The organism is Actinokineospora sp. (assembly GCF_052390155.1).
Classification (GTDB): domain Bacteria; phylum Actinomycetota; class Actinomycetes; order Mycobacteriales; family Pseudonocardiaceae; genus Actinokineospora.
In genome coordinates, this window is the sequence record NZ_JBQTHF010000007.1 from 16842 (window position 1) to 38340 (window position 21499).

Annotated in this window: 20 protein-coding genes; 9 read left to right on the forward strand and 11 right to left on the reverse strand. The window is 72.3% G+C overall.

What is annotated here, in order from left to right:
• Positions 1-52: 52 nt before the first annotated feature.
• A complete protein-coding gene (guaA, locus tag ACT4N7_RS03330) occupies positions 53-1606 on the forward strand; it encodes a glutamine-hydrolyzing GMP synthase (RefSeq protein ID WP_444827064.1) in 1554 nt (517 codons plus the stop codon).
• Positions 1607-1665: 59 nt separating this feature from the next.
• Here the strand turns inward: guaA and ACT4N7_RS03335 are convergent, their stop codons facing one another.
• The gene (locus ACT4N7_RS03335; protein ID WP_444827188.1) at positions 1666-1884 is read right to left on the reverse strand and encodes a hypothetical protein; all 219 of its coding nucleotides are present in this window, start codon (positions 1882-1884) and stop codon (positions 1666-1668) included.
• Positions 1877-3070 (reverse strand): PspC domain-containing protein, encoded by a 1194-nt coding sequence (locus ACT4N7_RS03340; RefSeq protein WP_444827065.1) that lies wholly within the window; start codon positions 3068-3070, stop codon positions 1877-1879. Before ACT4N7_RS03340 ends, ACT4N7_RS03335 begins: the two co-directional genes overlap by 8 nt.
• Before the next feature lie 118 nt (positions 3071-3188).
• Between ACT4N7_RS03340 and ACT4N7_RS03345 the strand changes: the two genes are divergently transcribed.
• Both ACT4N7_RS03345 and ACT4N7_RS03350 read left to right on the forward strand, forming a co-directional pair.
• Positions 3189-4505, forward strand: a complete 1317-nt coding sequence (locus tag ACT4N7_RS03345) for a PspC domain-containing protein (RefSeq protein WP_444827066.1) — start codon at positions 3189-3191, stop codon at positions 4503-4505.
• Positions 4502-5206, forward strand: a complete 705-nt coding sequence (locus ACT4N7_RS03350) for a response regulator (RefSeq protein ID WP_444827067.1) — start codon at positions 4502-4504, stop codon at positions 5204-5206. Before ACT4N7_RS03345 ends, ACT4N7_RS03350 begins: the two co-directional genes overlap by 4 nt.
• Here the strand turns inward: ACT4N7_RS03350 and ACT4N7_RS03355 are convergent.
• Positions 5203-6102, reverse strand: coding sequence for a DMT family transporter (locus ACT4N7_RS03355; protein ID WP_444827182.1), 900 nt, complete (start codon positions 6100-6102; stop codon positions 5203-5205). The two genes, ACT4N7_RS03350 and ACT4N7_RS03355, sit on opposite strands and share 4 nt — an antisense overlap.
• Positions 6103-6220: 118 nt before the next feature.
• On the opposite strand from ACT4N7_RS03355, the gene ACT4N7_RS03360 reads away from it, so the two are divergent.
• Positions 6221-7117 carry a LysR substrate-binding domain-containing protein gene (locus tag ACT4N7_RS03360; protein WP_444827068.1) on the forward strand — a complete coding sequence of 299 codons (897 nt, stop codon included), beginning with the start codon at positions 6221-6223 and terminating at the stop codon, positions 7115-7117.
• A 3-nt stretch (positions 7118-7120) separates the two neighbouring features.
• On the opposite strand, the gene ACT4N7_RS03365 is transcribed toward ACT4N7_RS03360, so the two are convergent.
• The 7 genes from ACT4N7_RS03365 to ACT4N7_RS03395 form a co-directional block, all read right to left on the reverse strand.
• Complete coding sequence (locus ACT4N7_RS03365; protein ID WP_444827069.1) at positions 7121-8830, reverse strand: protein kinase domain-containing protein; 1710 nt, start codon at positions 8828-8830, stop codon at positions 7121-7123.
• Between the two features lie 13 nt (positions 8831-8843).
• Positions 8844-10154 carry a serine/threonine-protein kinase gene (locus ACT4N7_RS03370; RefSeq protein WP_444827070.1) on the reverse strand — a complete coding sequence of 437 codons (1311 nt, stop codon included), beginning with the start codon at positions 10152-10154 and terminating at the stop codon, positions 8844-8846.
• Positions 10155-10396: 242 nt separating this feature from the next.
• Entirely contained in the window at positions 10397-11227 is an 831-nt protein-coding gene (locus tag ACT4N7_RS03375) for a hypothetical protein (RefSeq protein WP_444827071.1), read from the reverse strand.
• Positions 11228-11442: 215 nt separating this feature from the next.
• Positions 11443-12351 carry a hypothetical protein gene (locus tag ACT4N7_RS03380; RefSeq protein WP_444827072.1) on the reverse strand — a complete coding sequence of 303 codons (909 nt, stop codon included), beginning with the start codon at positions 12349-12351 and terminating at the stop codon, positions 11443-11445.
• 57 nt (positions 12352-12408) lie between these two features.
• Positions 12409-13119, reverse strand: coding sequence for a PIG-L deacetylase family protein (locus ACT4N7_RS03385; protein ID WP_444827073.1), 711 nt, complete (start codon positions 13117-13119; stop codon positions 12409-12411).
• Between the two features lie 108 nt (positions 13120-13227).
• Positions 13228-13536, reverse strand: a complete 309-nt coding sequence (locus ACT4N7_RS03390; RefSeq protein ID WP_444827074.1) for a hypothetical protein — start codon at positions 13534-13536, stop codon at positions 13228-13230.
• A gap of 64 nt (positions 13537-13600) precedes the next feature.
• On the reverse strand, positions 13601-13897 hold the full coding sequence (locus ACT4N7_RS03395; RefSeq protein ID WP_444827075.1) for a chorismate mutase: 297 nt from the start codon (positions 13895-13897) through the stop codon (positions 13601-13603).
• Positions 13898-14155: 258 nt separating this feature from the next.
• Between ACT4N7_RS03395 and pcrA the strand changes: the two genes are divergently transcribed.
• Together pcrA and ACT4N7_RS03405 are read left to right on the forward strand one after the other, a co-directional pair.
• Entirely contained in the window at positions 14156-16534 is a 2379-nt protein-coding gene (gene pcrA / locus ACT4N7_RS03400) for a DNA helicase PcrA (RefSeq protein ID WP_444827076.1), read from the forward strand.
• A gap of 79 nt (positions 16535-16613) precedes the next feature.
• Positions 16614-16922 carry a hypothetical protein gene (locus ACT4N7_RS03405; RefSeq protein ID WP_444827077.1) on the forward strand — a complete coding sequence of 103 codons (309 nt, stop codon included), beginning with the start codon at positions 16614-16616 and terminating at the stop codon, positions 16920-16922.
• On the opposite strand, the gene ACT4N7_RS03410 is transcribed toward ACT4N7_RS03405, so the two are convergent.
• Positions 16912-17592: a M23 family metallopeptidase gene (locus ACT4N7_RS03410; RefSeq protein ID WP_444827078.1), complete on the reverse strand. Its 681-nt coding sequence runs from the start codon at positions 17590-17592 to the stop codon at positions 16912-16914. The genes ACT4N7_RS03405 and ACT4N7_RS03410 overlap by 11 nt on opposite strands.
• 546 nt (positions 17593-18138) lie before the next feature.
• Here ACT4N7_RS03410 and ACT4N7_RS03415 point away from each other — a divergent pair.
• The 3 genes from ACT4N7_RS03415 to sucC all read left to right on the forward strand — a co-directional run bounded on the left by ACT4N7_RS03415 (position 18139) and on the right by sucC (position 21492).
• Positions 18139-19935, forward strand: coding sequence for a hypothetical protein (locus tag ACT4N7_RS03415; RefSeq protein ID WP_444827079.1), 1797 nt, complete (start codon positions 18139-18141; stop codon positions 19933-19935).
• A complete protein-coding gene (locus tag ACT4N7_RS03420) occupies positions 19932-20219 on the forward strand; it encodes a hypothetical protein (protein ID WP_444827080.1) in 288 nt (95 codons plus the stop codon). The genes ACT4N7_RS03415 and ACT4N7_RS03420 overlap by 4 nt, the downstream gene beginning before the upstream one ends.
• A gap of 100 nt (positions 20220-20319) precedes the next feature.
• Positions 20320-21492, forward strand: a complete 1173-nt coding sequence (gene sucC / locus ACT4N7_RS03425; protein ID WP_444827081.1) for an ADP-forming succinate--CoA ligase subunit beta — start codon at positions 20320-20322, stop codon at positions 21490-21492.
• Positions 21493-21499 lie beyond the last annotated feature (7 nt).

The following is a 21499-nucleotide window of genomic DNA, read 5'->3' on the forward strand; positions in this document are numbered from 1 at the left end:
GTTCAACCGTAGGCCCGCGTCGGGCGCGTGGCTCGCCAAGCTACGGTGAGCCGTGACCGATCGTCAGCGGCCAGTCCTCGTGGTGGACTTCGGCGCCCAGTACGCCCAGTTGATCGCCCGCCGCGTGCGCGAGGCGCAGGTCTACTCCGAGGTCGTGCCGCACACCGCCACCGTGGCGGAGCTGCTGGCCAAGGACCCGGCCGCGATCGTGCTGTCCGGCGGCCCGTCGAGTGTCTACGCCGAGGGCGCGCCGCGGCTCGACCCGGCCCTGTTCGACGCCGGGGTCCCGGTGTTCGGCATCTGCTACGGCTTCCAGGCCATGGCGGGCGCCCTCGGCGGCACCGTCGAGCACACCGGCACCCGCGAGTTCGGCCGCACCGACCTCGGCGCCGCGGGCGGTGTCCTGCACGGCGACCTGCCCGGCCGCCACCCGGTGTGGATGAGCCACGGCGACTGCGTGACCAAGGCGCCTGCGGGTTTCACGGTCACCGCGTCGTCGGAGGGTGCCCCGGTCGCCGCGTTCGAGGACGTCGAGCGCCGGTTCGCGGGCGTGCAGTACCACCCGGAGGTCGCGCATTCCCCGCACGGCCAGGAGGTGCTGCGCCGGTTCCTGCACGAGATCGCCGGTCTCCGTCCACAGTGGACGATTTCGTCCATTGTGGACGACCAGATCGAGCGCATCCGGGCCCAGGTGGGCGACGGCAAGGCCATCTGCGGCCTGTCCGGCGGTGTCGACTCCGCCGTGGCCGCCGCTCTGGTGCACCGGGCCATCGGCGACCGGCTGACCTGTGTGTTCGTCGACCACGGGCTGCTGCGCACGGGCGAGCGGGCCCAGGTCGAGCGCGATTACGTGTCCGCCACCGGAGTCAAGCTCGTCACCGTGGACGCGCGCGAGCGCTTCCTCGCCGCTCTGGCGGGCGTGACCGACCCGGAGGACAAGCGCAAGATCATCGGCCGGGAGTTCATCCGGGTCTTCGAGCAGGCCGAACTGGACCTGCAGGCGGACGGCGACAAGTACCGCTTCCTGGTCCAGGGCACGCTCTACCCGGACGTGGTCGAGTCCGGCGGCGGCGCGGGCGCGGCGAACATCAAGAGCCACCACAACGTCGGCGGCCTGCCGGAAGACCTGGAGTTCGAGCTGGTCGAGCCGCTGCGGACGCTGTTCAAGGACGAGGTGCGCCGGGTCGGCCTGGAGCTGGGCCTGCCCGAGACGATCGTGCACCGGCAGCCGTTCCCCGGGCCGGGCCTGGGCATCAGGATCATCGGCGAGGTCACCGCGCACAACCTGGAGATCCTGCGCTCGGCCGACGCCATCGCCCGCGAGGAGCTGACCGCCGCCGGGCTCGACCGCGACATCTGGCAGTGCCCCGTGGTGCTGCTGGCCGACGTGCGCAGCGTCGGCGTGCAGGGCGACGGCCGCACCTACGGCCACCCCGTCGTGCTGCGCCCGGTGTCCAGCGAGGACGCGATGACCGCCGACTGGACCCGGCTGCCCTACGACGTGCTGGAGCGCGTGTCCACCCGGATCACCAACGAGGTGGCCGAGGTCAACCGGGTCGTGCTCGACGTGACGAGCAAACCGCCGGGCACCATCGAGTGGGAGTAGGACGCCGAACGGCCCGGCCACCGCGAGGGTGACCGGGCCGTGGGTGAGTGGTGCCGACGTCAGCGGCGCTTGCGGTTGCCCCGCATCGATGAGACCAGCAGCAGCAGCCCGACCAGCACCGCGCCGCCCGCGATCAGCCAGCGCGGGTCCAGGGTCGGCACCCAGATCGCACCGTCGGTCAGCACGTAGGCCGACACCAGCATGGTGGCGATCCCGGCGGCCATGGTGAGGAAGTCGGGCCGCTTGCGGCCCACCTGCGTCTCGTCGCGCTCAGCCACGCCGCACCTCCACCGATCCGGGTCCGCTGACCTCGACGTCCAGTTCGATCCGCAGGCCGCCCTCGCCGTCGGCGCCGAAGTCGGTCTTCGCGATCTCCGCGCCCGGCCCGCTCGACTGCTCGCCGAGGCAGGTGACCTCGCCGACCCCCACGGCGCACTTCAGGAAGACGTCGGCGTTCTCGGGCACGATCACCGTCACGTCGCCCACGTCGGCGCCGACCTCGGTTTCCACCGAGCCCGCGTTCGGCAGCGCCGTCAGGTCGAGGTTCACCGAGCCGATGTTGCGTCGGTACTGGTCGTCGACCTGCTCGATGCTCAGCGGCCGTGCGTCGATGTCGCCGACACCGTCCGCGGTGAACCCGTTGGGCCACACCACGGTCAGCGCGATCCCGGCGGCCGACAGCGGCACGGCGAGGCCGATCAGGCCGCGTCCGCTCCTGGTGAACGACCCGGCCCACATGCCCATGCCGAGGATGCCGAGCACCACCCCGATGACGTGCTGCGCGGTCACCCAGCCGCCGAGGTACGGCTCGGCCAGCACGGCCGCGCCGACGGTGAGGAACACCGCGGCCAAGGTCACCGCGCCCACCTTGGACCGGTGCCGCGGCGCGGGTGGCTCCGGGTCCGGCGCCACGCTGCTCGGCTCCGGCAGGTCCCACGCGAACGGGGCCGCGCCGAGCGGGTCCCACGCGGGCGGGGTCGTCGGGTACTGGTCGGTCTGGTCGTACGCGCCGACCGGGACCGCCATCGGCATGCCTGCCGCGACCGGCGGCGGGGTGGTCGGCGTGCCCAGGTGCCCGCGGTGGCGGTGCAGCAGGAACAGCAGCCCGAACCCGATCACGGTGCCGAACAGGCCGCTGAAGTCCCCGTAGAACCAGGTGAACGCCGGGATCATCGCCAGGCAGAGCACGATGGTGAACGGGATGGAGCTGGAGCTGCGGCCCTTGCCGTGCAGTGCCTCCGCAGGCGAGACCTCGTCGTCCTCCTCGGCGAAGAACAGCCAGCCCAGCAGGTAGAACAGGACGCCCGCGCCGCCGTAGAAGGCCGCGACCACCAACGCGACCCTGGCGATGATCGGGTCGATGCCATAGCGGTTGCCGATGGCCGCCGCGACGCCCGCGATCTTGCGGCCCCGCCGGGGCCGCCTCGGGCGGGTCGCCCAAAAGTCCTTGAGGGTGTCTTCCACACCCGGTGCGCCATGCGCCTTTTCTGTCGATGTACCACTCACGTCTACGAGCATCGCCCTCGGGCTGGGGTTTCGGCATCGGGGAACGACCCTGACATTGTGCTCAGGGTCCTACCCGATGTTGCCGGGCGGTCCGACGTGTGACCATTCTGGGGTGGAAGCGCAGGTGGACGAGAGGCCGGTGGTGGAGTCGGAGATCGAGCGCGCGGCGCCCGGCGCCGTGGCGGTGTCGGGCCAGGTCCGTATGCACCGGCGCCGGTCCGGCCGGGCCATCGCGGGCGTCGCGGGCGGTCTCGCCGACCACCTCGGCATCGGCGTGCTGTGGGTCCGAGTGGCGTTCGCGCTGCTCGGCGCGCTCGGCGGCGCCGGGGTGATCGCCTACGGGCTGCTCTGGATCTTCGCCCCGCAGCAGCCCGCGGACCAGGCCGCGGCTGCGATCTCGACCAGGGAGCGCCAGCAGGCGTTCGGCCTGATCGCGCTCGGCGCGGGGCTCACGATCGGCGCGGGCACGCTGTCCGGCGCGGTCAGCGGCTGGGTCGCGGGCGCGCTCAGCGTCGTGCTGGTCGGCGCCGCGCTGATCTGGCGGGAGGCCGACCAGTCGCAGCGCCGCCGGGCCAAGGGCGCCGTCCTCGGCGCGGGTGGTCGCGCGGCGGTGGTCCGCGTGCTTACCGGCGCCGTGTTCGTGCTCACCGGCATCACGATCTTCCTGCTCAGCAGCATCGGCCTCGGCCAGGTGCAGTTCGCCCTGCTCGCGGTGGTCGCGGCGCTGGTCGGCGTGGCCATGGTGACCGTCCCGTGGTGGCTGCGGCTCGTCCGCGACCTCGGCGAGGAGCGCCGGGCCCGCATCCGCACCGAGGAGCGCGCCGAGATCGCCGCGCACCTGCACGACTCCGTCTTGCAGACCCTCGCTCTGATCCAGAAGCAGGCCGAGGCGCCCCGTGAGGTCCTGCGGCTGGCCCGCGGCCAGGAGCGCCAGTTGCGGAGCTGGCTCTACGGACCGTCCGGCTACGGCCGCGCGATGCCCGAGGGCATGGCCACCGGGTCGTTGTCCGAGGCGGTCGCCCGGGCGGCCGGGGAGGTGGAGGACAGCTTCGCCATCAAGGTGCAGCACGTCGTCGTCGGCGACTGCGAGCTCGACGAACGCCTGGTCTCGGCGGTGCTCGCCGCCCGCGAGGCCATGGTCAACGCGGCCAAGCACGCGGGCGTCGCCGAGGTGTCGGTGTACGCCGAGGTCGAGGCCGAGAAGGTCACCGTCTTCGTCCGTGACCGCGGCAAGGGCTTCGACCCGGACACCGTCCCCGACGACCGCCATGGCCTCGCCGACTCGATCCGGGGCAGGATGGAGCGCAACGGTGGTGAGATCCGGCTGCGCACCGCACCCGGCGACGGCACCGAGGTTCAGCTGCACATGCCGCGTGCGAAGGTGAGTTCATGACGGAGACCCCCGGCCAGCAGGCAGACCCAGTCCAGCCGACCGAGCCCCGGCGGCCGGTCCGGGTCTACCTGGTGGACGACCACAGCATGTTCCGAGCGGGGGTGCGCGCCGAACTCGACACCATCACCGACGACATCGCCGTCATCGGCGAGGCGGGTACCGTCGGCGAGGCTGTCGCGGGCATCGGCCACCTGCACCCGGACGTCGTCCTGCTCGACGTGCACATGCCCGACGGCGGCGGCGCGGAAGTTCTGCGGCAGGCCCGAAAGTCCCACCCGGAAGTCGTGTTCCTGGCCCTGTCGGTGTCCGACGCGGCCGAGGACGTCATCGCTGTCATCCGCGCGGGCGCCCGGGGCTATGTCACCAAGACGATCTCCAGCCAGGAGTTGGCCACGGCTGTCCTGCGGGTGGCCGAGGGCGACGCCGTGTTCTCCCCGCGGCTCGCGGGCTTCGTCCTCGACGCCTTCGCCGACCGCCCGGGCGCCGCCCCGATCAGCGACCCGGAACTCGACCTGCTGACCCCGCGCGAACGCGACGTGCTGCGGCTGCTGGCCCGCGGCTACGCCTACAAGGAGATCGCGGCCGAGCTGTTCATCTCGGTCAAGACGGTCGAGACTCACGTGTCGAGCGTGCTGCGCAAGACCCAGCTCTCCAACCGCTACGAGTTGTCCCGCTGGGCCTCCGACCGCCGCTTGGTCTAGGGCCTGCTCACGAGCACCGCGGTCTCGTCCTCGGCGATCACCGGCGACGGGGTCCGCCGCCGCCACCGCGTCAGGCCGACCCCGATCAGCACCACGACCATCCCCGCGACCACCCGCAGGGTCAGCGCCTCGTCCAGGACGGCCGCGCCGAGCAGGACCGACACCACCGGCAGCAGGTAGCCGACGGTCGTCGCGTTGGTGGGGCCCTCGTCGGCGATGAGGCGGTAGTTGAGGGCGAAGGCGAACCCGGTGCCGAACACCCCGAGGATCGCGACCGCGATCAGCGCCGTGGTGTTCAGGTGGACCGGTTGCAGGCCGCCGACCGGCAGCGCGAGGGCCGATATGCCGGTCGCCGTGAGCAGTTGGGCCGCCGACAGCGCGATGGGCGCGGTGCCCTTGCCGGAGAGCTTGCGGCCGATGTAGGTGTAGCTGATCGCGTAGCTCACGGCGGCGGCCGTGATCGCCAACGCGCCCCAGCTCGCGACCCCGGCCTGCTGCCACGGGGCGAAGATGAGCAGCGTCCCGCCGAAGCCGAGCAGCAGGCCGGCGAGCCGGATCGGGCGCAGGCCGCGCTCGGTGCCGATCACGATGCCGATGAGCAGCGCCCACAGCGGGGTCGTCGCGTTCAGCACCCCGGCGACGCCCGAGTCGACGGTCTGCTCGCCGATGCCGAACAGGACGAACGGCAGCGCGTTGCCGAAGAACGCGGCGATGACCACGTGGCCCCAGATCCGCCGGTCGGTGGGCAGCCGGTGGCGGGCCGAGTAGCACAGCACGACGACCACGGCGGCGCCCAGCGCGCAGCGCACCAGGGTGATCTGGACCGGCGACAGACCCGTCAGCGCCAGCTTGATCCACAGGAAGCTGGACCCCCACAGCAGCGCCAGCAGGCCCATCCGCACCAAGGTCCCGTTGATCACTCGCGCTCCGTCCAGTCGTCTCACCGGGAACGGTGCCGCACTCGACTCGACAGGACAAGTGAAAAGAAGTGCATCAACCGTTAAGCTGAGCTGCATGCTGGATGTGCGACGGATGCAGGTGCTGCGCGCGGTGGTCACCAGTGGTTCGGTCACCGCCGCCGCGACGAACCTCGGCTACACGCCCTCGGCGATCAGCCAGCAAGTGGCGGCGCTGGAGAAGCAGGCCGGGGTCGCCCTGCTCGAACGCGTCGGCCGTGGCGTCCAGCCGACAGCGGCCGGCCTGCTGCTCACCGAGCACGCGGCGATCATCAGCAAGAACCTCGCCGAAGCCGAGACCGCCCTGGCCGACCTGCGCGCGGGCCGCACCGGGCGGCTCGCCATCCGCTACTTCGCCACCGCGGGCGCGGCCCTGGTGCCGCCCGCGCTCGCCCGGCTGCGCCGCGAACACCCGGGCGTGCAGGTCGACCTCAAGCTGATCGACCCGGAGGACCCGCTGCCGGAGGTCGAGCGCGGTCGCGCCGACCTGGCGATCGTCGTGCACCCGCGGCAGGGGCCGATGCGCCGGGGCATCCGGCTGGTACACCTGCTCGACGACCCGTACCGCGCGGTCCTCCCGCGCGGCCACCGGCTGGCCGCCAACCGCGTGATCGACCTGGCCGACCTGGCTGACGAGCCGTGGGTGGGCAACGAGTGGCCGCCGGGCCCGTGCCTACAGGTGATGCTCGACGCCTGCGCGGCGGCCGGGTTCAGCCCGAGCTTCGCCGTCGAGAGCGAGGACTACGCCACGGCGCAGGGGTTCGTGGCTGCCGGGCTGGGCGTGAGCCTCATCCCGCAGATGGGCCTGGGCAACCGGCACCCCGGCGTCGTGGTCCGCAGGCTGCGCAGGCCGGAGCCGGTGCGGGTGATCCACGCGGCCGTACGCGAGGCCGCCCTGGGCATGCCCGCGCTGCGCGGACTGCTGGACGCCCTGCGCGACGCCGCGTCCGATTGAGGGTCAGCCGCCCTCGCCGTTGCTCTCGCCGTCCTCGTCGGAGCCGGTCGCCACGAAGTTGTCGATCTTGAGCTGGTCGTCCTGCTCCACCAGCGCGAACGAGTACGGCTCCGTGCTGATCTTGCCGTCCTTGAGCGTGAACCGAACGTCGGCCGCGACCCGGTCGCCCTCGGCGCGGACGTTGAACAACTCCACCGAGGACATGCGCTCGTAGAACCTCTTGTACCCGTCGAGGCCCTTGGACTTGCGCCGGGCCCGGTCGGTCAACCGGTCCCATGCCGCGTCCGTGTCGCCGGGCAGCAGGGCGTAGTACTCGCGGACCGCGGTGATGTAGTCGGCGGCGGAGGGCTTCGCGACGGTGGTCGTCGTCGGCGCGCTGGTGGTGGGCTTGGTCGACGTCTTGGGCGCGGTGGTCGGCGCGGCCCGCGAGCTGGTGCTCTGGCTGCCGCCCGCCCGGGAGTCCCGGTTCCCGTTGAGCAGGCTCGCGACGAGGATGCCGACGAGCGCGGCCGCCACGATGGCCAGCACGGTCAGCACGATCGACCGGGTGTCGCGCTTCGCGGGCGGGGGAGCCGCGGCTGCCTGCCGCAGGCCGCCCGACGGCGTGCGCGGACCCGAGCCACCGCCCGACGGCGGACGCGGGCCGGAGCCGCCGTTGGGCGTGCGGGGACCGGAGCCGCCCGTGCGCATCGGCGGCGGGCCCTGGCGGAGCTGGTCGGGGCGGATCGCGGTGCCCGGCCCGGACGGCAGCGGCTCGGAGAACGGGTGCGCGTCGAGCCGGGTGCCGGGGTGGCCGTGCGGCGGTGTGCCCATCGGCGGACCCATGGCCGGGCGGGACATCTTCGGGTACGGGTCGGTGCGCTGGTTCGCCAGCGCGACCGACGGCAGCGGCTTGCCCGCCGCCACGGCCGCGAGCGCCTCCCTGGCCACGGACATCGTCGGCCGCTCGGTCGGGTCGGCGCGCAGGAGCTGCATCAGCAGCGCTGTCAGCGGACCTGCCTGGCGCGGCGGCATGACCTTGCCCGCCGCCACCGCGTACAGCAGGGCCAGGGTGTTCTCGCTCAGGCCGAACGGCGAGTGCCCCTCGACCGCGGTGTAGAGCGTCGAGCCCAGCGAGAACACGTCGGCGGCCGAGGTCGGCTGCTCGCCCTTGGCCACCTCGGGCGCCAGGTAGGCGGGGGTGCCCGCGAGCATCCCGGTCGCGGTGACCGTGACGTCGCCGGTGGCCCGGGAGATGCCGAAGTCGGTGATCTTGACCGTGCCGTCCTCGCCGAGCAGCACGTTCGCGGGCTTGACGTCGCGGTGCACGATGCCAGCCGCGTGCGCGGCGACCAGCGCGGCGGCGAGCTGCGCGCCGATCCGCGCGGCCTCCGCGGGCGCCAGCGACTCGCGCTCGTTGAGCACCGTCGCCAGGCTCTTCGACGGCAGGTACTCCATGATCAGCCACGGTTCGCCGTCGTGCTCGGCGACGTCGTAGACGGTGATCGCGTTGGGGTGGGCCAGTCGCGCGGCGATCCGGCCCTCGCGCATCGCGCGCTGGCGGGCCTCCTCGGCCTGCGCGTCGGACAGGCCGGGCTGGGAGAGCAGTTGTTTCACGGCCACGGTGCGGTGCAGGCGCTCGTCGTGCGCCTGCCACACCACGCCCATGGCGCCGCTGCCGATGCGCGCACCGAGCCGGTAGCGCCCGGCGACCATGATCTGCTCGCTGGTCATGGCAGCTCCTGGTTCACGGTGAGGGGGGAGACGCGGTCGGCTCGGATGTCGTCGTGGTTGTCGGCGGTGGCGTGGTTGTCGGCGCGGCGCTGGACGAACTCGTGCTGGGCGGGCTCGACGCCGTGGGCGGGGCCGTCGTCGTGGTCGTCGGGACCACCTTGGTTGTCGTGGTCACGACAGCCTTCGTCGTGGAGGTGACCGGCGGCGCCGCCGACTCCGACGTGGTCACCGGGACCGAACTCTGCGTGCCGACGACCGGGTCCTTCCGGTCGCTCGGGTTCGCCGCCCCGCCGCTGAGCATCAGCCATGCGCCCACGCCCAGGATCGCGGCCACGGCCGCGCTGGCGAACACTAGCGGCTTGTGCGACCGGGCCTGCCGCGGCGGCGGCACGGCGATCGGCGCGCGCACCAGGTCGGTCGGGTCGGCCTGGTGCACCAGCAGGCGGGTGAATTCGTCGTCCCCGGCGGCCACCGCGACCAGCGGCAACGGCACGTCGGGTTCCTCGCCGCGGGCGACCGCGCCCAGCAGGTCGCGGGCCTTGGCCGCGGACGGGCGGTGCTCCGGCTCGGTGGCCAGTAGCGCGACAAGCACGTTGGTGAGCGGGCCGGACTGCTCCGGCGGGTTGATCTTGCCAGAGGCCACCGCGTGCAACAGCCCCAGCGTGTTCTCGCTCAGCCCGAACGGCGGCTCGCCCTCGACCGCGGCGTAGAGCGTCGAGCCGAGGGAGAACACGTCTGAGGCGGCCGCGGGCTCGCGGCCGATCGCCACCTCGGGCGCCAGGTAGGCCGGGGTGCCCGCGATGAGGCCGGTCTTGGTGACCGTGACGTCGTCGGTGGCCCGGGAGATGCCGAAGTCGGTGATCTTCACCGAGCCGTCGTCGCCGAGCAGGATGTTGCCCGGCTTGATGTCGCGGTGCACGATCCCGGCGATGTGCGCGGCGGCCAGCGCGGCGGCGACCTGGGCGCCGATCCTGGCGACCTCCACCGCGGGCAGCGCCCCCTGCTCGTTGAGCGCGATCGCCAGGCTCACCGACGGCAGGTATTCCATGATCAGACAGGGCACGCCGTCCTCGTCGACGACGTCGAAGACCGCGATTGCGTTCGGGTGATGCAGCCGCGCGGCGATCCGGCCCTCGCGCATGCAGCGGGCCACCGCCTCGTCGGCCTCGTCGGGCGGCAGGCCGGGCTGCAGCAGCAACTTCTTCACCGCCACCGGGCGGTTGAGCCGCTCGTCGACCGCGCGCCAGACCACGCCCATCGCGCCGCTGCCGATGCGCTCCACCAGCCGGTAGCGCCCGGCGACCAGCCGGCCTTCGTCGCTCATCCCGACCGGAACCTCCCTTGCCCGCGAGGCGGCTCGCGGACTTCGTGTACGGCGCGCGGGTACGCACCATCGGTGCATACCCGGGAATCGGTGTGATCACGCGACACGACGCCCTGGTGGCCGACCGCTCCAGGCTAGGCGTTCACGCTGCGCACACAGAACGCAGTCCCACACCACCGGATCGGCGCGTTGGCGGCTACATACTGTCACAATTTGGCCCGTGGATGGGCCGATCGTGCGGTCTAGTTCAACTGTGCGGAGAGAAGTTCGGCGCCGACGATCTGTCGATGTGTCGTGCCGGCTACCTTCAGTAGTTGCCGGATTCGGAGTTCGGTGCCGCCGACGAGCTGCATCCGAACTACTGCGAGGACACCGTCCGGCTGCTCCACGACCTCCAGCACATCGACGCCGACCACCGAGGTCCACGCGCCGAGGAACTCGACCAGGCTGACGCCGAGCGTCTCCCCGGAGAGCAGGCCGAACGCGCCGCCCGGGTTGCTCTCGATCAGCCGGTAGTACTCCAGCACCAGATCGCGACTCGACGTCGTGGGCCGCACGACGGTGTCCACGCCGCGCGCGGGCCGAGTGGTGGCGTCGGTGCCCGGGGCAGGGGCGGGCGTGGTGGCCGTGCGGGCGGGCGTCATCCGCACGGTCGCCGATGCCGCGCCCGTGCGCGGCGCGGGCACGGCGGGCCCGGCGTCGTCGGCGGTGGGGTTCAGCTCGTGTGGCAGCAGGGCGCGTTGGCCGGTGATCTGCAGGCTCGGCCGGGTGCTCGGGTCCGTGGCGACGGCCGCCCGGTCGCGGCTGATCATCGTCGCGGCGGCGACCGCGCCGCACAGGGTGATCGTGGCGACGCCCAACCCGACGATCTTGGCGACCTGGGCGCGCCGGGACAGCGGCCTGCGGTGCGCGCCGTGCTCGGCGGGCTCGATGTCGACCATGGCGAAGGTCTCGGTCGGCTCCGCGTCGGCTTCCGGCGGCAGGTCGAACACCGGCGCCTGTCTGCCGATCAGCTCGGTGACGTGCACCGAGCCGCTGCGCATCCGCCGCCTGCCTGCCGTCGGGCGATCCACTGCCGATGTCCTCCGCCTGAGTCGCTCTTCGGGCCAACTCGTACCGTGATGCCGGGGGGTCACACCACTCTTTCTCGGCTCTTCACCCGATCGAGGCGATGGGTGGGCCGAATCATCACCCGAAAAGAGCAATGGTGACTGCCTGCTCCGGGCAACCCGGTTGGCCCAGTTCGATCGGCCTAACCGCCGAGTGCGCGCAGGTCATCCCCGTCGGCTCACGCCGTGACGGCGTCGCTGCTGATCTTCGGGTCGGCCCCGAAGGTGAAGGTCAGCTCGCGCTCCTCGGTCGTCACCGTGCCGTCCTTGCGGGTCACGCGCAGGACCGACCGGGTCTTCGAGCGGTTCGGGTCGATGACGATCCGCTCGACCGCCACGCGCGCGACATCGGCGTAGCGCCGCTCGATCGAGTCGGCGCCCTCGCGCCGCAGCGGGCCGGTGGTCAGCGCGTAGGCCGCGTCCGGGTTGTCGACCACCTGGGCGTAGTACGCCTCCGTCCGGTCGCCCATCGTCATCGGGTTGTTCGGCGGCGGCACTAGCATCGGACTCGTCACCGTGCTGCGGGTCGGCCTGGCGACGGGGGCGCTCGGCGGCGCGGACGGCGCGGCGGGGCCGTCGCCGGTGGCGGACACGGTGGGCCGCGGGCTGGGAGACCGCGTCGGCCCTCGGGTCGCGGACGGCGACGAGGTGCTCGACGGGCTTGTCGTGGGGCGCTCGGTCGGGGCGACGTCGCCGGGGAAGTCGGTCAGGAACTCCTGGCTGGGCAGACTCGGCAGCGCGTCGATCACCTCGGGCTTGCGCGGGCCGGTGACCAGCGTGACGGCCGCGTAGGCCAGGCCGACCAGCACCAGGATCGACGCGGCGACCGCGAACCAGGCCGCGTGCCGCCAGGAGCGGGGCGGAGTGACCGATGCCGGGATGCTGCCCAGGTCGAACTTGGCGAGTCCGGTGGCCGTGCCGTCCAGATAGCGCACCGAGACGACCGGCAGGACGTCGGTGTCCTCCTCCGGGCTCGGCTCCTCGATCGCCGCCCGCTCGGCCGGTGGTGTCCGCGTCGTCCCGTCCGCCCGGTGCCGGTGCCTGCCTCGGCCCGGCAGTCCGTGTCCGGTGTCCCGCCCGCTCGCCATGTGGTGGAGACTCCTGTCCTCCCCGGTCGTGACGCCGTGTCGCCGACCGATTACCGATCAGCCTGTGTCGACAACCTGGAAGTCCTCGGCCAGCCGCCCTTCCGGTAGGTCGTACCGGGCGGCCACCTCGCCGAAGTGCCGCCGCAGCCGCACGTCGATGCTCGTGTCCGAGTCGATCTGGGATTGGTGCGCGTGCAGCGCCGCCAGCTTCTTGTCGAAGGTGTCGGTGATGTCCACGGCGTGGTTGCGCAGCCGGCCGGGCGCGTCCACGAGCCACAGCTCGCGCACGGTCCACGCGGGCAGGCCCTGGTCGCGGAGCAGCTCCCGATGGGCGTGCGGGTTGCGCGAGTCCGGGTAGACCGCCGCGAAGGCCGCCGCCCCGGTCGCCCGGTGGTCCGGGTGCGCGGTGACGACCATGTCCCAGTTGATCTCCGGGGTCCAGGTGAGCACCCGGTCGGGCCGGAATCGTCGGATCACCCTGGTGATGTCGCGGCGCAGCTCCAGCGACGCGGTGAGCGCGCCGTCGGGGTGGTCGAGGAAGGTGACCTCGTGCACGCCGACCACCGCCGCCGCGGCGATCTGCTCCGCGCGCCGGGTCTCGGGGGCCGCGTCGCCCGCCTCGCCGGAGGTGCAGACGCAGTAGGCGACGTCGATGCCCGCCGCCGTCCAGCTCGCCACCGTCCCCGCCGCGCCGAAGTCGACGTCGTCCGGGTGCGCGCACACCACCAGCGCCCTGCGTACGTCGCCGCGTGGTGTCACCGTGCTCACTCAGACAAGACTAAAGGCGTAGCGCAGCGTTCGGGCCGGCTACGCTGTAACTCGGCGTTACACCACTCGTTAGGGTGACATCGGTTGGCGCGGCTCTCCGCTGTGTACTCAGCCCCCGCTGCGGTACTTGGTCATCGTGGTGGACAGCGAGCTACCCGCCACCGCGCCCGAGCCCGCCGCCAGCAGAATCGCCAGCACGTCGGCGAACCCCCCGCCGCTGGTGAGCAGCCACGCCAGCGCCGCGCCCGCGGTGGTGACGCCCGCGACCGGCCACCGGCTGCGCACGTACTGCGAGACCGACGACCCGCTCGCGCCCCGCTTGCGCGCCGCGGAGTTCAACATGGCCAGGTAGCCGACATAGCCCAGCGTGGCAACCAGCGCGACGATGGCGACGAGAACGGCGATCAGATCCAACATGACTCCAGTCTGCCCCAGCCCGGCGGCGCGGGTATGGGGGATCGCCCGGAGTCGGCCCTGATCTTTACCGGCCCATCTGGCCGCGGCCCAGGTCGAGCAGGGCCATCGCGAGCATCCGGCCTGCCGGGCCGAGTTCGCGGTAGCGGGCGAGCACGTCCATCTCGCGGTTGACCACGATGCGCGGGCCGCCCGCGGCCATCCGCGCGGCGCCGATCGTGCGCGAGACCTCGGCGCGGCGCTTGACCAAACGCAGGATCTCCCGGTCCAGCAGGTCGATCTCCTTGCGCAGCTCGGCGACCTCGGCAGGCGCGGGCAACTCGATACCCGACGTGGCTGCGGTTTCTTCTGACCTGGGGGTCATCGTGATCCTCGGGGATGTCAGGCGGAGTACTCCAGACCCCTACGCGAGCCGAAGCCCCGGGGTCCTGGGACTCCGGGGCTTCGTTGTGGTCTGCGGTGCTACGCCACGACGGGAGCCGGAATCCGGTTCCCGTAGAAAAACTCGAAGTAGCGCTGCACGTACGCGAGTGTGACACAGGGCGCCGACCCGGTCGACACGGCCTTCCTAATCCGTGGGACTTCGTCTTCGTCGGTGGGTCCCGGTACCGTTGATCGCACGATGGAAGCCCTCTTCGACCTCCCCACAACACCTCGCCCCCGCCCCCGCCCGTCGGGTTCCGCGGCGCTCCTCGACGACCTCAACGACCAGCAGCGCCGCGCTGTCGAGCACATCGGCTCCCCGCTGCTCGTGGTCGCAGGCGCGGGCTCGGGCAAGACCAGGGTGCTCACCCGCCGCATCGCCTATCTGCTGGCCGAGCGCAGTGTGCACCCCGGCCAGGTCATGGCGATCACCTTCACCAACAAGGCCGCCGCCGAGATGAAGGAGCGCGTTGCCGACCTGGTCGGCAGGCGCGCCAACGCCATGTGGGTCTCGACGTTCCACTCGATGTGCGTGCGGGTGCTGCGCCGCGAGGCCAAGACCCTCGGCATGACCTCGAACTTCTCGATCTACGACGCCGACGACTCGCGCAGGCTGATCACACTGGTCACCCGCGATCTCGACCTCGACCCCAAGCGCTACTCCGCGCGCTCGCTGTCCGTGCACATCTCCAACCTCAAGAACGAGCTGATCGACGCCGAGACAGCCGCGGGCAACGCGGCCAACGACCTGGAGCGTCGGGTCGTCGAGGTCTTCGTGGAGTACCAGCGCAGGCTCCGGCAGGCCAACGCGATGGACTTCGACGACCTGATCATGCGCACCGTCGAGCTGCTGCAGGGCTACCCGGACGTCGCCGAGTACTACCACCGGCGGTTCCGGCACGTGCTGGTGGACGAGTACCAGGACACCAACCACGCGCAGTACACGCTGGTCCGCGAGCTGGTCGGGCGCGGCACCGCCGAGGTGCCCGCCGCCGAGCTGTGCGTCGTCGGCGACGCAGACCAGTCCATCTACGCCTTCCGCGGCGCCACGATCCGCAACATCGTCGAGTTCGAGCGCGACTACCCGCAGGCCACCACGGTCATGCTGGAGCAGAACTACCGCTCCACACAGACCATCCTCGACGCGGCCAACGCGGTCATCTCGCGCAACGCCAACCGCCGCGACAAGCGTCTGTGGACCGCGCACGGCAACGGCGAGAAGATCGTCGCCTACGTCGGCGACAACGAGCACGACGAGGCCGGGTTCGTCGCCCGCGAGATCGACCGGTTGGGCGACGCCGGCCTGGCGCACAACGGCGACGTGGCGGTGTTCTACCGGACCAACAACCAGTCCCGCGTGTTCGAGGAAATCTTCATCCGGCTCGGCCTGCCCTACCGCGTGGTCGGCGGCGTCCGGTTCTACGAGCGGCGCGAGGTCCGCGACGCGCTGGCGTACCTGCGCGTGCTGGCCAACCCGGAGGACACGGTCAGCCTGCGCCGCATCCTCAACGTGCCGCGGCGGGGCATCGGCGAGCGCGCGGAGGCGTGCGTATCGGCCCACGCCGACCGTGAGCGCGTCTCCTTCGCGGTGGCGCTGCGCGACGCGTCCGAGGGGAAGGTGGCGCTGCTCAACCCGCGGTCGCAGCGGGCCATCGCCGGGTTCGTCGAGCTGATCGACGGCCTGCGCCGGTTCGTCGACGACGGCCAGGACGTCGCCGAGATCCTCGACACCCTGCTCGACCAGACCGGCTATCGCGCCGAACTGGAGGCCAGCGACGACCCGCAGGACGCCTCCCGGCTGGAGAACCTGACCGAGTTGGTGACGGTGGCCAGGGAGTTCACCGAGCTGCCCGCGCCGCCATCGGACGACGCCCCCGCCGACACGGCTCCGGTCGAGCAGACGGGCCCGATCGCGGGGTCGCTGGCCGCGTTCCTGGAGCGGGTGTCGCTGGTCGCGGACGCCGATTCCGTGCCGGACCCCGACGACGAGTCCGGCGGCATGGTCACCCTGATGACCATGCACACCGCCAAGGGCCTGGAGTACCCGGTGGTGTTCTGCACGGGCTGGGAGGACGGGATCTTCCCGCATATGCGCGCGCTGAGCGACCCAGTCGAGCTGGCCGAGGAGCGCAGGCTCGCCTATGTCGGCATCACCCGGGCCCGGGAGCGGCTGTACTTGTCCCGCGCGATCGTCCGCGCGGCGTGGGGCCAGCCGATGGCCAACCCGGCGTCCCGCTTCTTCGACGAGATCCCCGCCGAACTGATCGACTGGCGGCGTACCGGCCCCGAGCGGTCCGCCCCGACCCGCACCACCACCTGGGGCGGCCGCTCCGGCGGCGACTCGGGCGGCGGTGGGGTCGCGGGCCGTACCTTGCGGCCCGCGCCGGGCAAGGGCTGGCAGCAGACCGCCGCGCTGTCTCTGGACGTCGGCGACCGCGTCAACCACGACAAATACGGCTTGGGCATGGTCGTCGCCACCGATGGTGTCGGCCCTCGCGCCACGGCGACGATCGACTTCGGCACGTCGGGCACGATCCGGCTGATGCTGATCGGCAGCGTCCCGATGGTCAAGCTCTGACCCCTGCTCGAACGCCAGTTCGAGAATTGTCGGTGCCCCGCGCTTTACTGTCCCCAACCGAACGACCTGGGGAGACAGGATGGACGAGAGACTGCACCGGGCACTCGCCGAGGCCGTGAGTCACTACCTCGACGCGGTGGACCGGCTCGCGGGCAGACAGCAGGCCGTGGTCGCGATCGAGCTGCGGCGCTTGGCCGCGTCGTGGCGCGCCCTGCTCGGCCTGCACCGGCAGGCAGGCGCGCGGTGCGCGGGCTGCGGTCGTCAACACCTGGCGCGGGCGGGGCCGAGGCGTCCGGCCTTCTGCACCGTCTGGCGGGTGGCGGGCGCCTACTTCGTGCGCAGGCTCCCCGGCGAGGGGGAGGTGATGTCCAGCGGCTTCAGAACCTGACACCTCGCGCGTTGAGCCACGGCATGGGGTTCATCTTGCGACCGCTGGAGTCCCAGACCTCGAAGTGCAGGTGCGGGCCGGTCGACTGGCCGCGGTTGCCCATGTGGGCGATCAACTGGCCTGCCTTGACCCTCTGGCCCTCGCGGACGACGTAGTCGTTCACGTGGCCGTACACGGTCACGGTGCCGTCGGAGTGCTGCACGCGGACCCAGAGGCCGAAGCCGCTGGCCGAGCCCGCCTCGACGACGACGCCGTCGGACACGGAGACGATCGGGGTGCCGATGCGGTTGGCGATGTCGAGGCCGTAGTGGGTGGTGCCCCAGCGGGCGCCGAAGGCGGAGGTGAGAGTGCCGACGGTCGGCTTGGCGACCTTCGGGCGGGCCGCTTCCTCCTGCTTGGCCCGCACCTCGGCCGCGCGGGCGTCGCGGGCCTGGGTGACGCGCTCCGTCGTGGCCATCTTCTTGGCTTCGAGGGCGCCGTCGGAGGTCTTGGTCAGGGTGAGCAGCTCGGGGGCGATGGGGGCGTTGCCGCCCATGCCCATCGACGCGGCGGCGTCACGAGTTCCAGCCAGCGGCGATATCTCATCCGAGGAGGAAGAACTGGCGGCCTGGAGAGTCTGGCCCGCGGCAGCGGCGGCGAAGGCGCCGACAGCGACAGCGACGACGACCACGCGTCCGCGAACAGCGGATGACGGTGGTGCGATGCGGTGTGCGCCGCGAACTCGGTTCGTGCGTTCGAGTGCTTCGTCTAGCGCGGCGAACTCGCGTTCACCGCCGGTGGAGCGATGTCGGGACAAGACCTAAGCCTTCCGCCTTCGGGGAGACCGTCTCGAACACCTGCTCGCGGGGGACGAGCATCTGGTGCGGGCACCGGGCGGGGGTCCCGGCTTGGGTCGGCGGGTCTGGATGCCTTCCCTGCCCATTCGTGATCGGACTGTGACAACGGACTTGGGGACAGTAACGGGGAGATACCGACAGGGGCAACATGTGTGACCCGTGTGTGCCAAGCGGGCGGTGGTGTGGTCGTTCCTGTCCAGGGGTTACTACGCAAAGTTAAGTTGATGTCACGGCCCTAATGTGATCCCCGTCTCGTTTCAATCGGCCATCCGGGTGGCAGATTCAGGGCGTCGGAGGGGCGCTGCCGTGCTGCGCGGGTAACGGTCCGGCCCGGTACGGGGTGGGCGCGGGCCGGAAATCGGCTTGCTAGCGTTGTCTCGATGACTTCGCGGACCAACCTGCCGCTCGTCCGCGCCGCGGACCGAGTGGGCAACCCCCATCCTGTCCCCGCTCCCGGCGAGCGGATCGGGTGGTCCGAGGTCCCCACTCGGCTCCGCGCCGCGCTCGGGCTCGCGGTCGCAGGCGCGGTCCTGCAGGTCGTCGGCCCGGTTCAAGGCCTGGTCGCCGACTCTCCTGCCCGCGGGTTCGCCGCCGTTCCGCTGCTCCTCGTGCTCGCCGCGCTGCCGCCGCTGCTCGCGGCGGGGTTCGTCGCCGCGCGCAGGCCGGTGGCGGCGGCGGGGGTCCTGGTCGGGGCGGCACTGCTGGCACCCGGCCGCGCCCTGGTCGACCTGCAGTTCGTCGCCGACCCGCTGCTGACCTCGCGGCCGGAGATCCTGGTGCCGACGAGCCTGACGCCGCTGGTCCCGAGCGCAGGCCTGTGGGTACTGCTCGGGGGCCACCTCGCCCTCGGGGTCGCGGGCGCGCTCGCGGTCGGCCGGGCGGGCGCCCTGCCGGGCACGGCCTACGCCACCGAGTTCGACGACCACTCCGCCGACCGCTCGACCGGCGCCCAGGGCGCCTCGCTGCTGCTCGCCCTGCTCGCGGGCACCGTGGTCGCGATCGGGCTGCTGCTCTCGCCGTTCCGCTCCGCCGACGCCTTCCAGCTCGCCAAGGACGTCATCGACAGCCCGGCGTTCGCCCGGTACGGGACGCTCGCGCTCGCCGTGGCCGCCGCGGCGGCGTCGGTGTTCGCGGCGGGCTCTGCCCGGCGCTCGGTCGCCCGCGGCGTGATGCTCGGTGTGGCCGCGGGGGTCGCCGCGGTGACCGTCCCGCAGGTTGTCGCAGGCCAGACCGTCGACCGCTTGACGCCCGCACCCGGGCCGTACCTGGCCCTGGGCGGGATGCTGCTGCTCACCGCAGCTGTCTGGCTGCTCACCCGGCCGGAGCCCGCCGTGCGGACCGCCGAGTCGCCGGTGCGGCTGGAGTCGGGCGGACTGCGGCTCGCCGCGGGCGTGCTGGGGCTGGTCACCGGGGCGGCCGCGCTGGCCGCGGCGTTCGGCACCCAGCTCGTGGTCGCCGACGGGCTCGACGCGCCGGTCGGCTACTCCAACCGGCTGTTCGTCCCCGCAGGCCTGCTGGTCCTCGGACTCGCGGTCGCCCTGCTGATCCCGCGCGCCGCGGCCGGGGTGCGCCCGGCGTTCACCGTCGCGCTGGCCGCGGTGCCGCTCGCGGGTGCCAGCACGCTCGACGCCGCGTTCACCGCCTCCGGCGTGACCGACGCCGTCCAGGTCGGCGCGGGCGTCTGGTTCGCGGGCGCCGCGATCCTGTTGTCCGGCGCCGCCGCCGCCGTCGCGGCTATCGCGGGTGGCGCCGAGCGCGACGACGTCGACCTCACCGAGCGCCGCGCCAACACCACTTTGACCGCGCCGCTGGCGGCCGCCGCCCTCTTCGGCATCGGCGCCTTCGGCCTGCCCGCGATCAAGGCGCCCGCCCTGGTCGCCCCCGGCGTCTGGACCGAGTTCCGGCTCGCCTCCTGGGGCCTGCTGCTGGCGCTGCTCGTCCTGCTCGCGGTCATCGCGATCGCCCCGGTCGCGCGGCAGGCGCGCGCGAGCGCCCTGCTGCTCGGGGCCGCCGGGCTCGTCGGCACGCACCTGCTGGAGTACCCGCTCACCGCCGCCCGCGCCGAGAACTCGGCCCCCGGCGCGGGCACCTGGTTGTCGCTGGCCTGCGTGGCAGCACTGGTGGTGGCCGCCGTGGTGGCCGTTGCCACCCGGGCGCCCGAGAGTGCCCGCCGGTGAGCGCCCGGCTGCGGGTCGTGCTCGCCGAACTCGGCGCCGACTCCGCCGCGCACCCCGTCGCGCGCGAACTGCGGGACGCGGGTGCCGAGGTGATCTACACCGGCCACGCGGCGAGTCCGGCCCAGGTCGTGGACACCGTGCTGCAGGAGGATGCTGACGCCGTCGCGGTCGACGAGCGCGGTGACACCGTGGCCGCCCTGCTCGCCGAGCGCGACGCCGCCGACATCGTGGTGCTGGGTCTCGGCGACGCGGTGGCCTGGGCCGCCGCCCACCACGGCCGGTGACCGAACTCACCGGGTGCCAAGTGTCGACCGAATGCGCTGGTCGCTAGGGTTTCCTGCGTCCGACAGCAGCACGTCGACACCGGAGTCAGGAGACTGTCGAGTGGACCTGTACGAGTACCAGGCGAAGGATCTCTTCGCCGCCCACGGGGTCCCGGTCCTGCCGGGCGACGTGGCAAGCACCGCCGAGGAAGCCCGCGGCATCGCGGAGCGGCTCGGCCAGACCGTTGTCATCAAGGCGCAGGTCAAGACCGGCGGACGCGGCAAGGCGGGCGGCGTGAAGCTCGCCGACGACCCGACCGACGCCCACGCCAAGGCCGAGGCCATCCTCGGGCTCGACATCAAGGGCCACATCACCCGCAAGGTGCTGGTGACCGTCGCGTCCGACATCGCCGAGGAGTACTACTTCTCCTTCCTGCTCGACCGCGCCAACCGCACCTTCCTCGCGATGGCGTCGGCCGAGGGCGGCATGGACATCGAGCAGCTCGCCGTGGAGCGCCCGGAGGCGCTGGCCAAGATCGCGATCGACGCCATCGAGGGCGTCGACCTGGCCAAGGCGCGGGAGATCGCCGCCGCCGCCAAGATCCCGGCCGCGGTCGCCGACCAGGCCGCCGACGTCATCGTCAAGCTGTGGGCCGCCTTCGTGGCCGAGGACGCGACGCTGGTCGAGGTGAACCCGCTGGTCCGCGACCCGCAGGACAAGGTCATCGCGCTGGACGGCAAGGTCACCCTCGACGAGAACGCCGGCTTCCGGCACCCGGCGCACGCCGACCTGGTGGACAAGGACGCGGAGGACCCGCTGGAGGCCGCCGCCAAAGAGAAGGACCTCAACTACGTCAAGCTCGACGGCGAGGTCGGCATCATCGGCAACGGCGCCGGTCTGGTCATGTCCACTTTGGACGTCGTGGCCTACGCGGGCGAGAAGCACAATGGTGTGAAGCCCGCCAACTTCCTCGACATCGGCGGCGGCGCGTCCGCCGAGGTGATGGCTGACGGCCTGCACATCATCCTCGGCGACCCCGCGGTCAGGTCGGTGTTCGTCAACGTCTTCGGCGGCATCACCGCGTGCGACGAGGTCGCCAACGGCATCGTCGAGGCGCTCAAGCTACTGGGCGACGAGGCCACCAAGCCGCTGGTCGTCCGGCTCGACGGCAACAACGTCGACGAGGGCAGGCGCATCCTGGCCGAGGCCAACCACCCGCTGGTGACCGTGGTGGACACGATGGACAACGCGGCCGACAAGGCCGCCGAGCTCGCGGCTGCGGCAGCGGAATAGGGAGCGA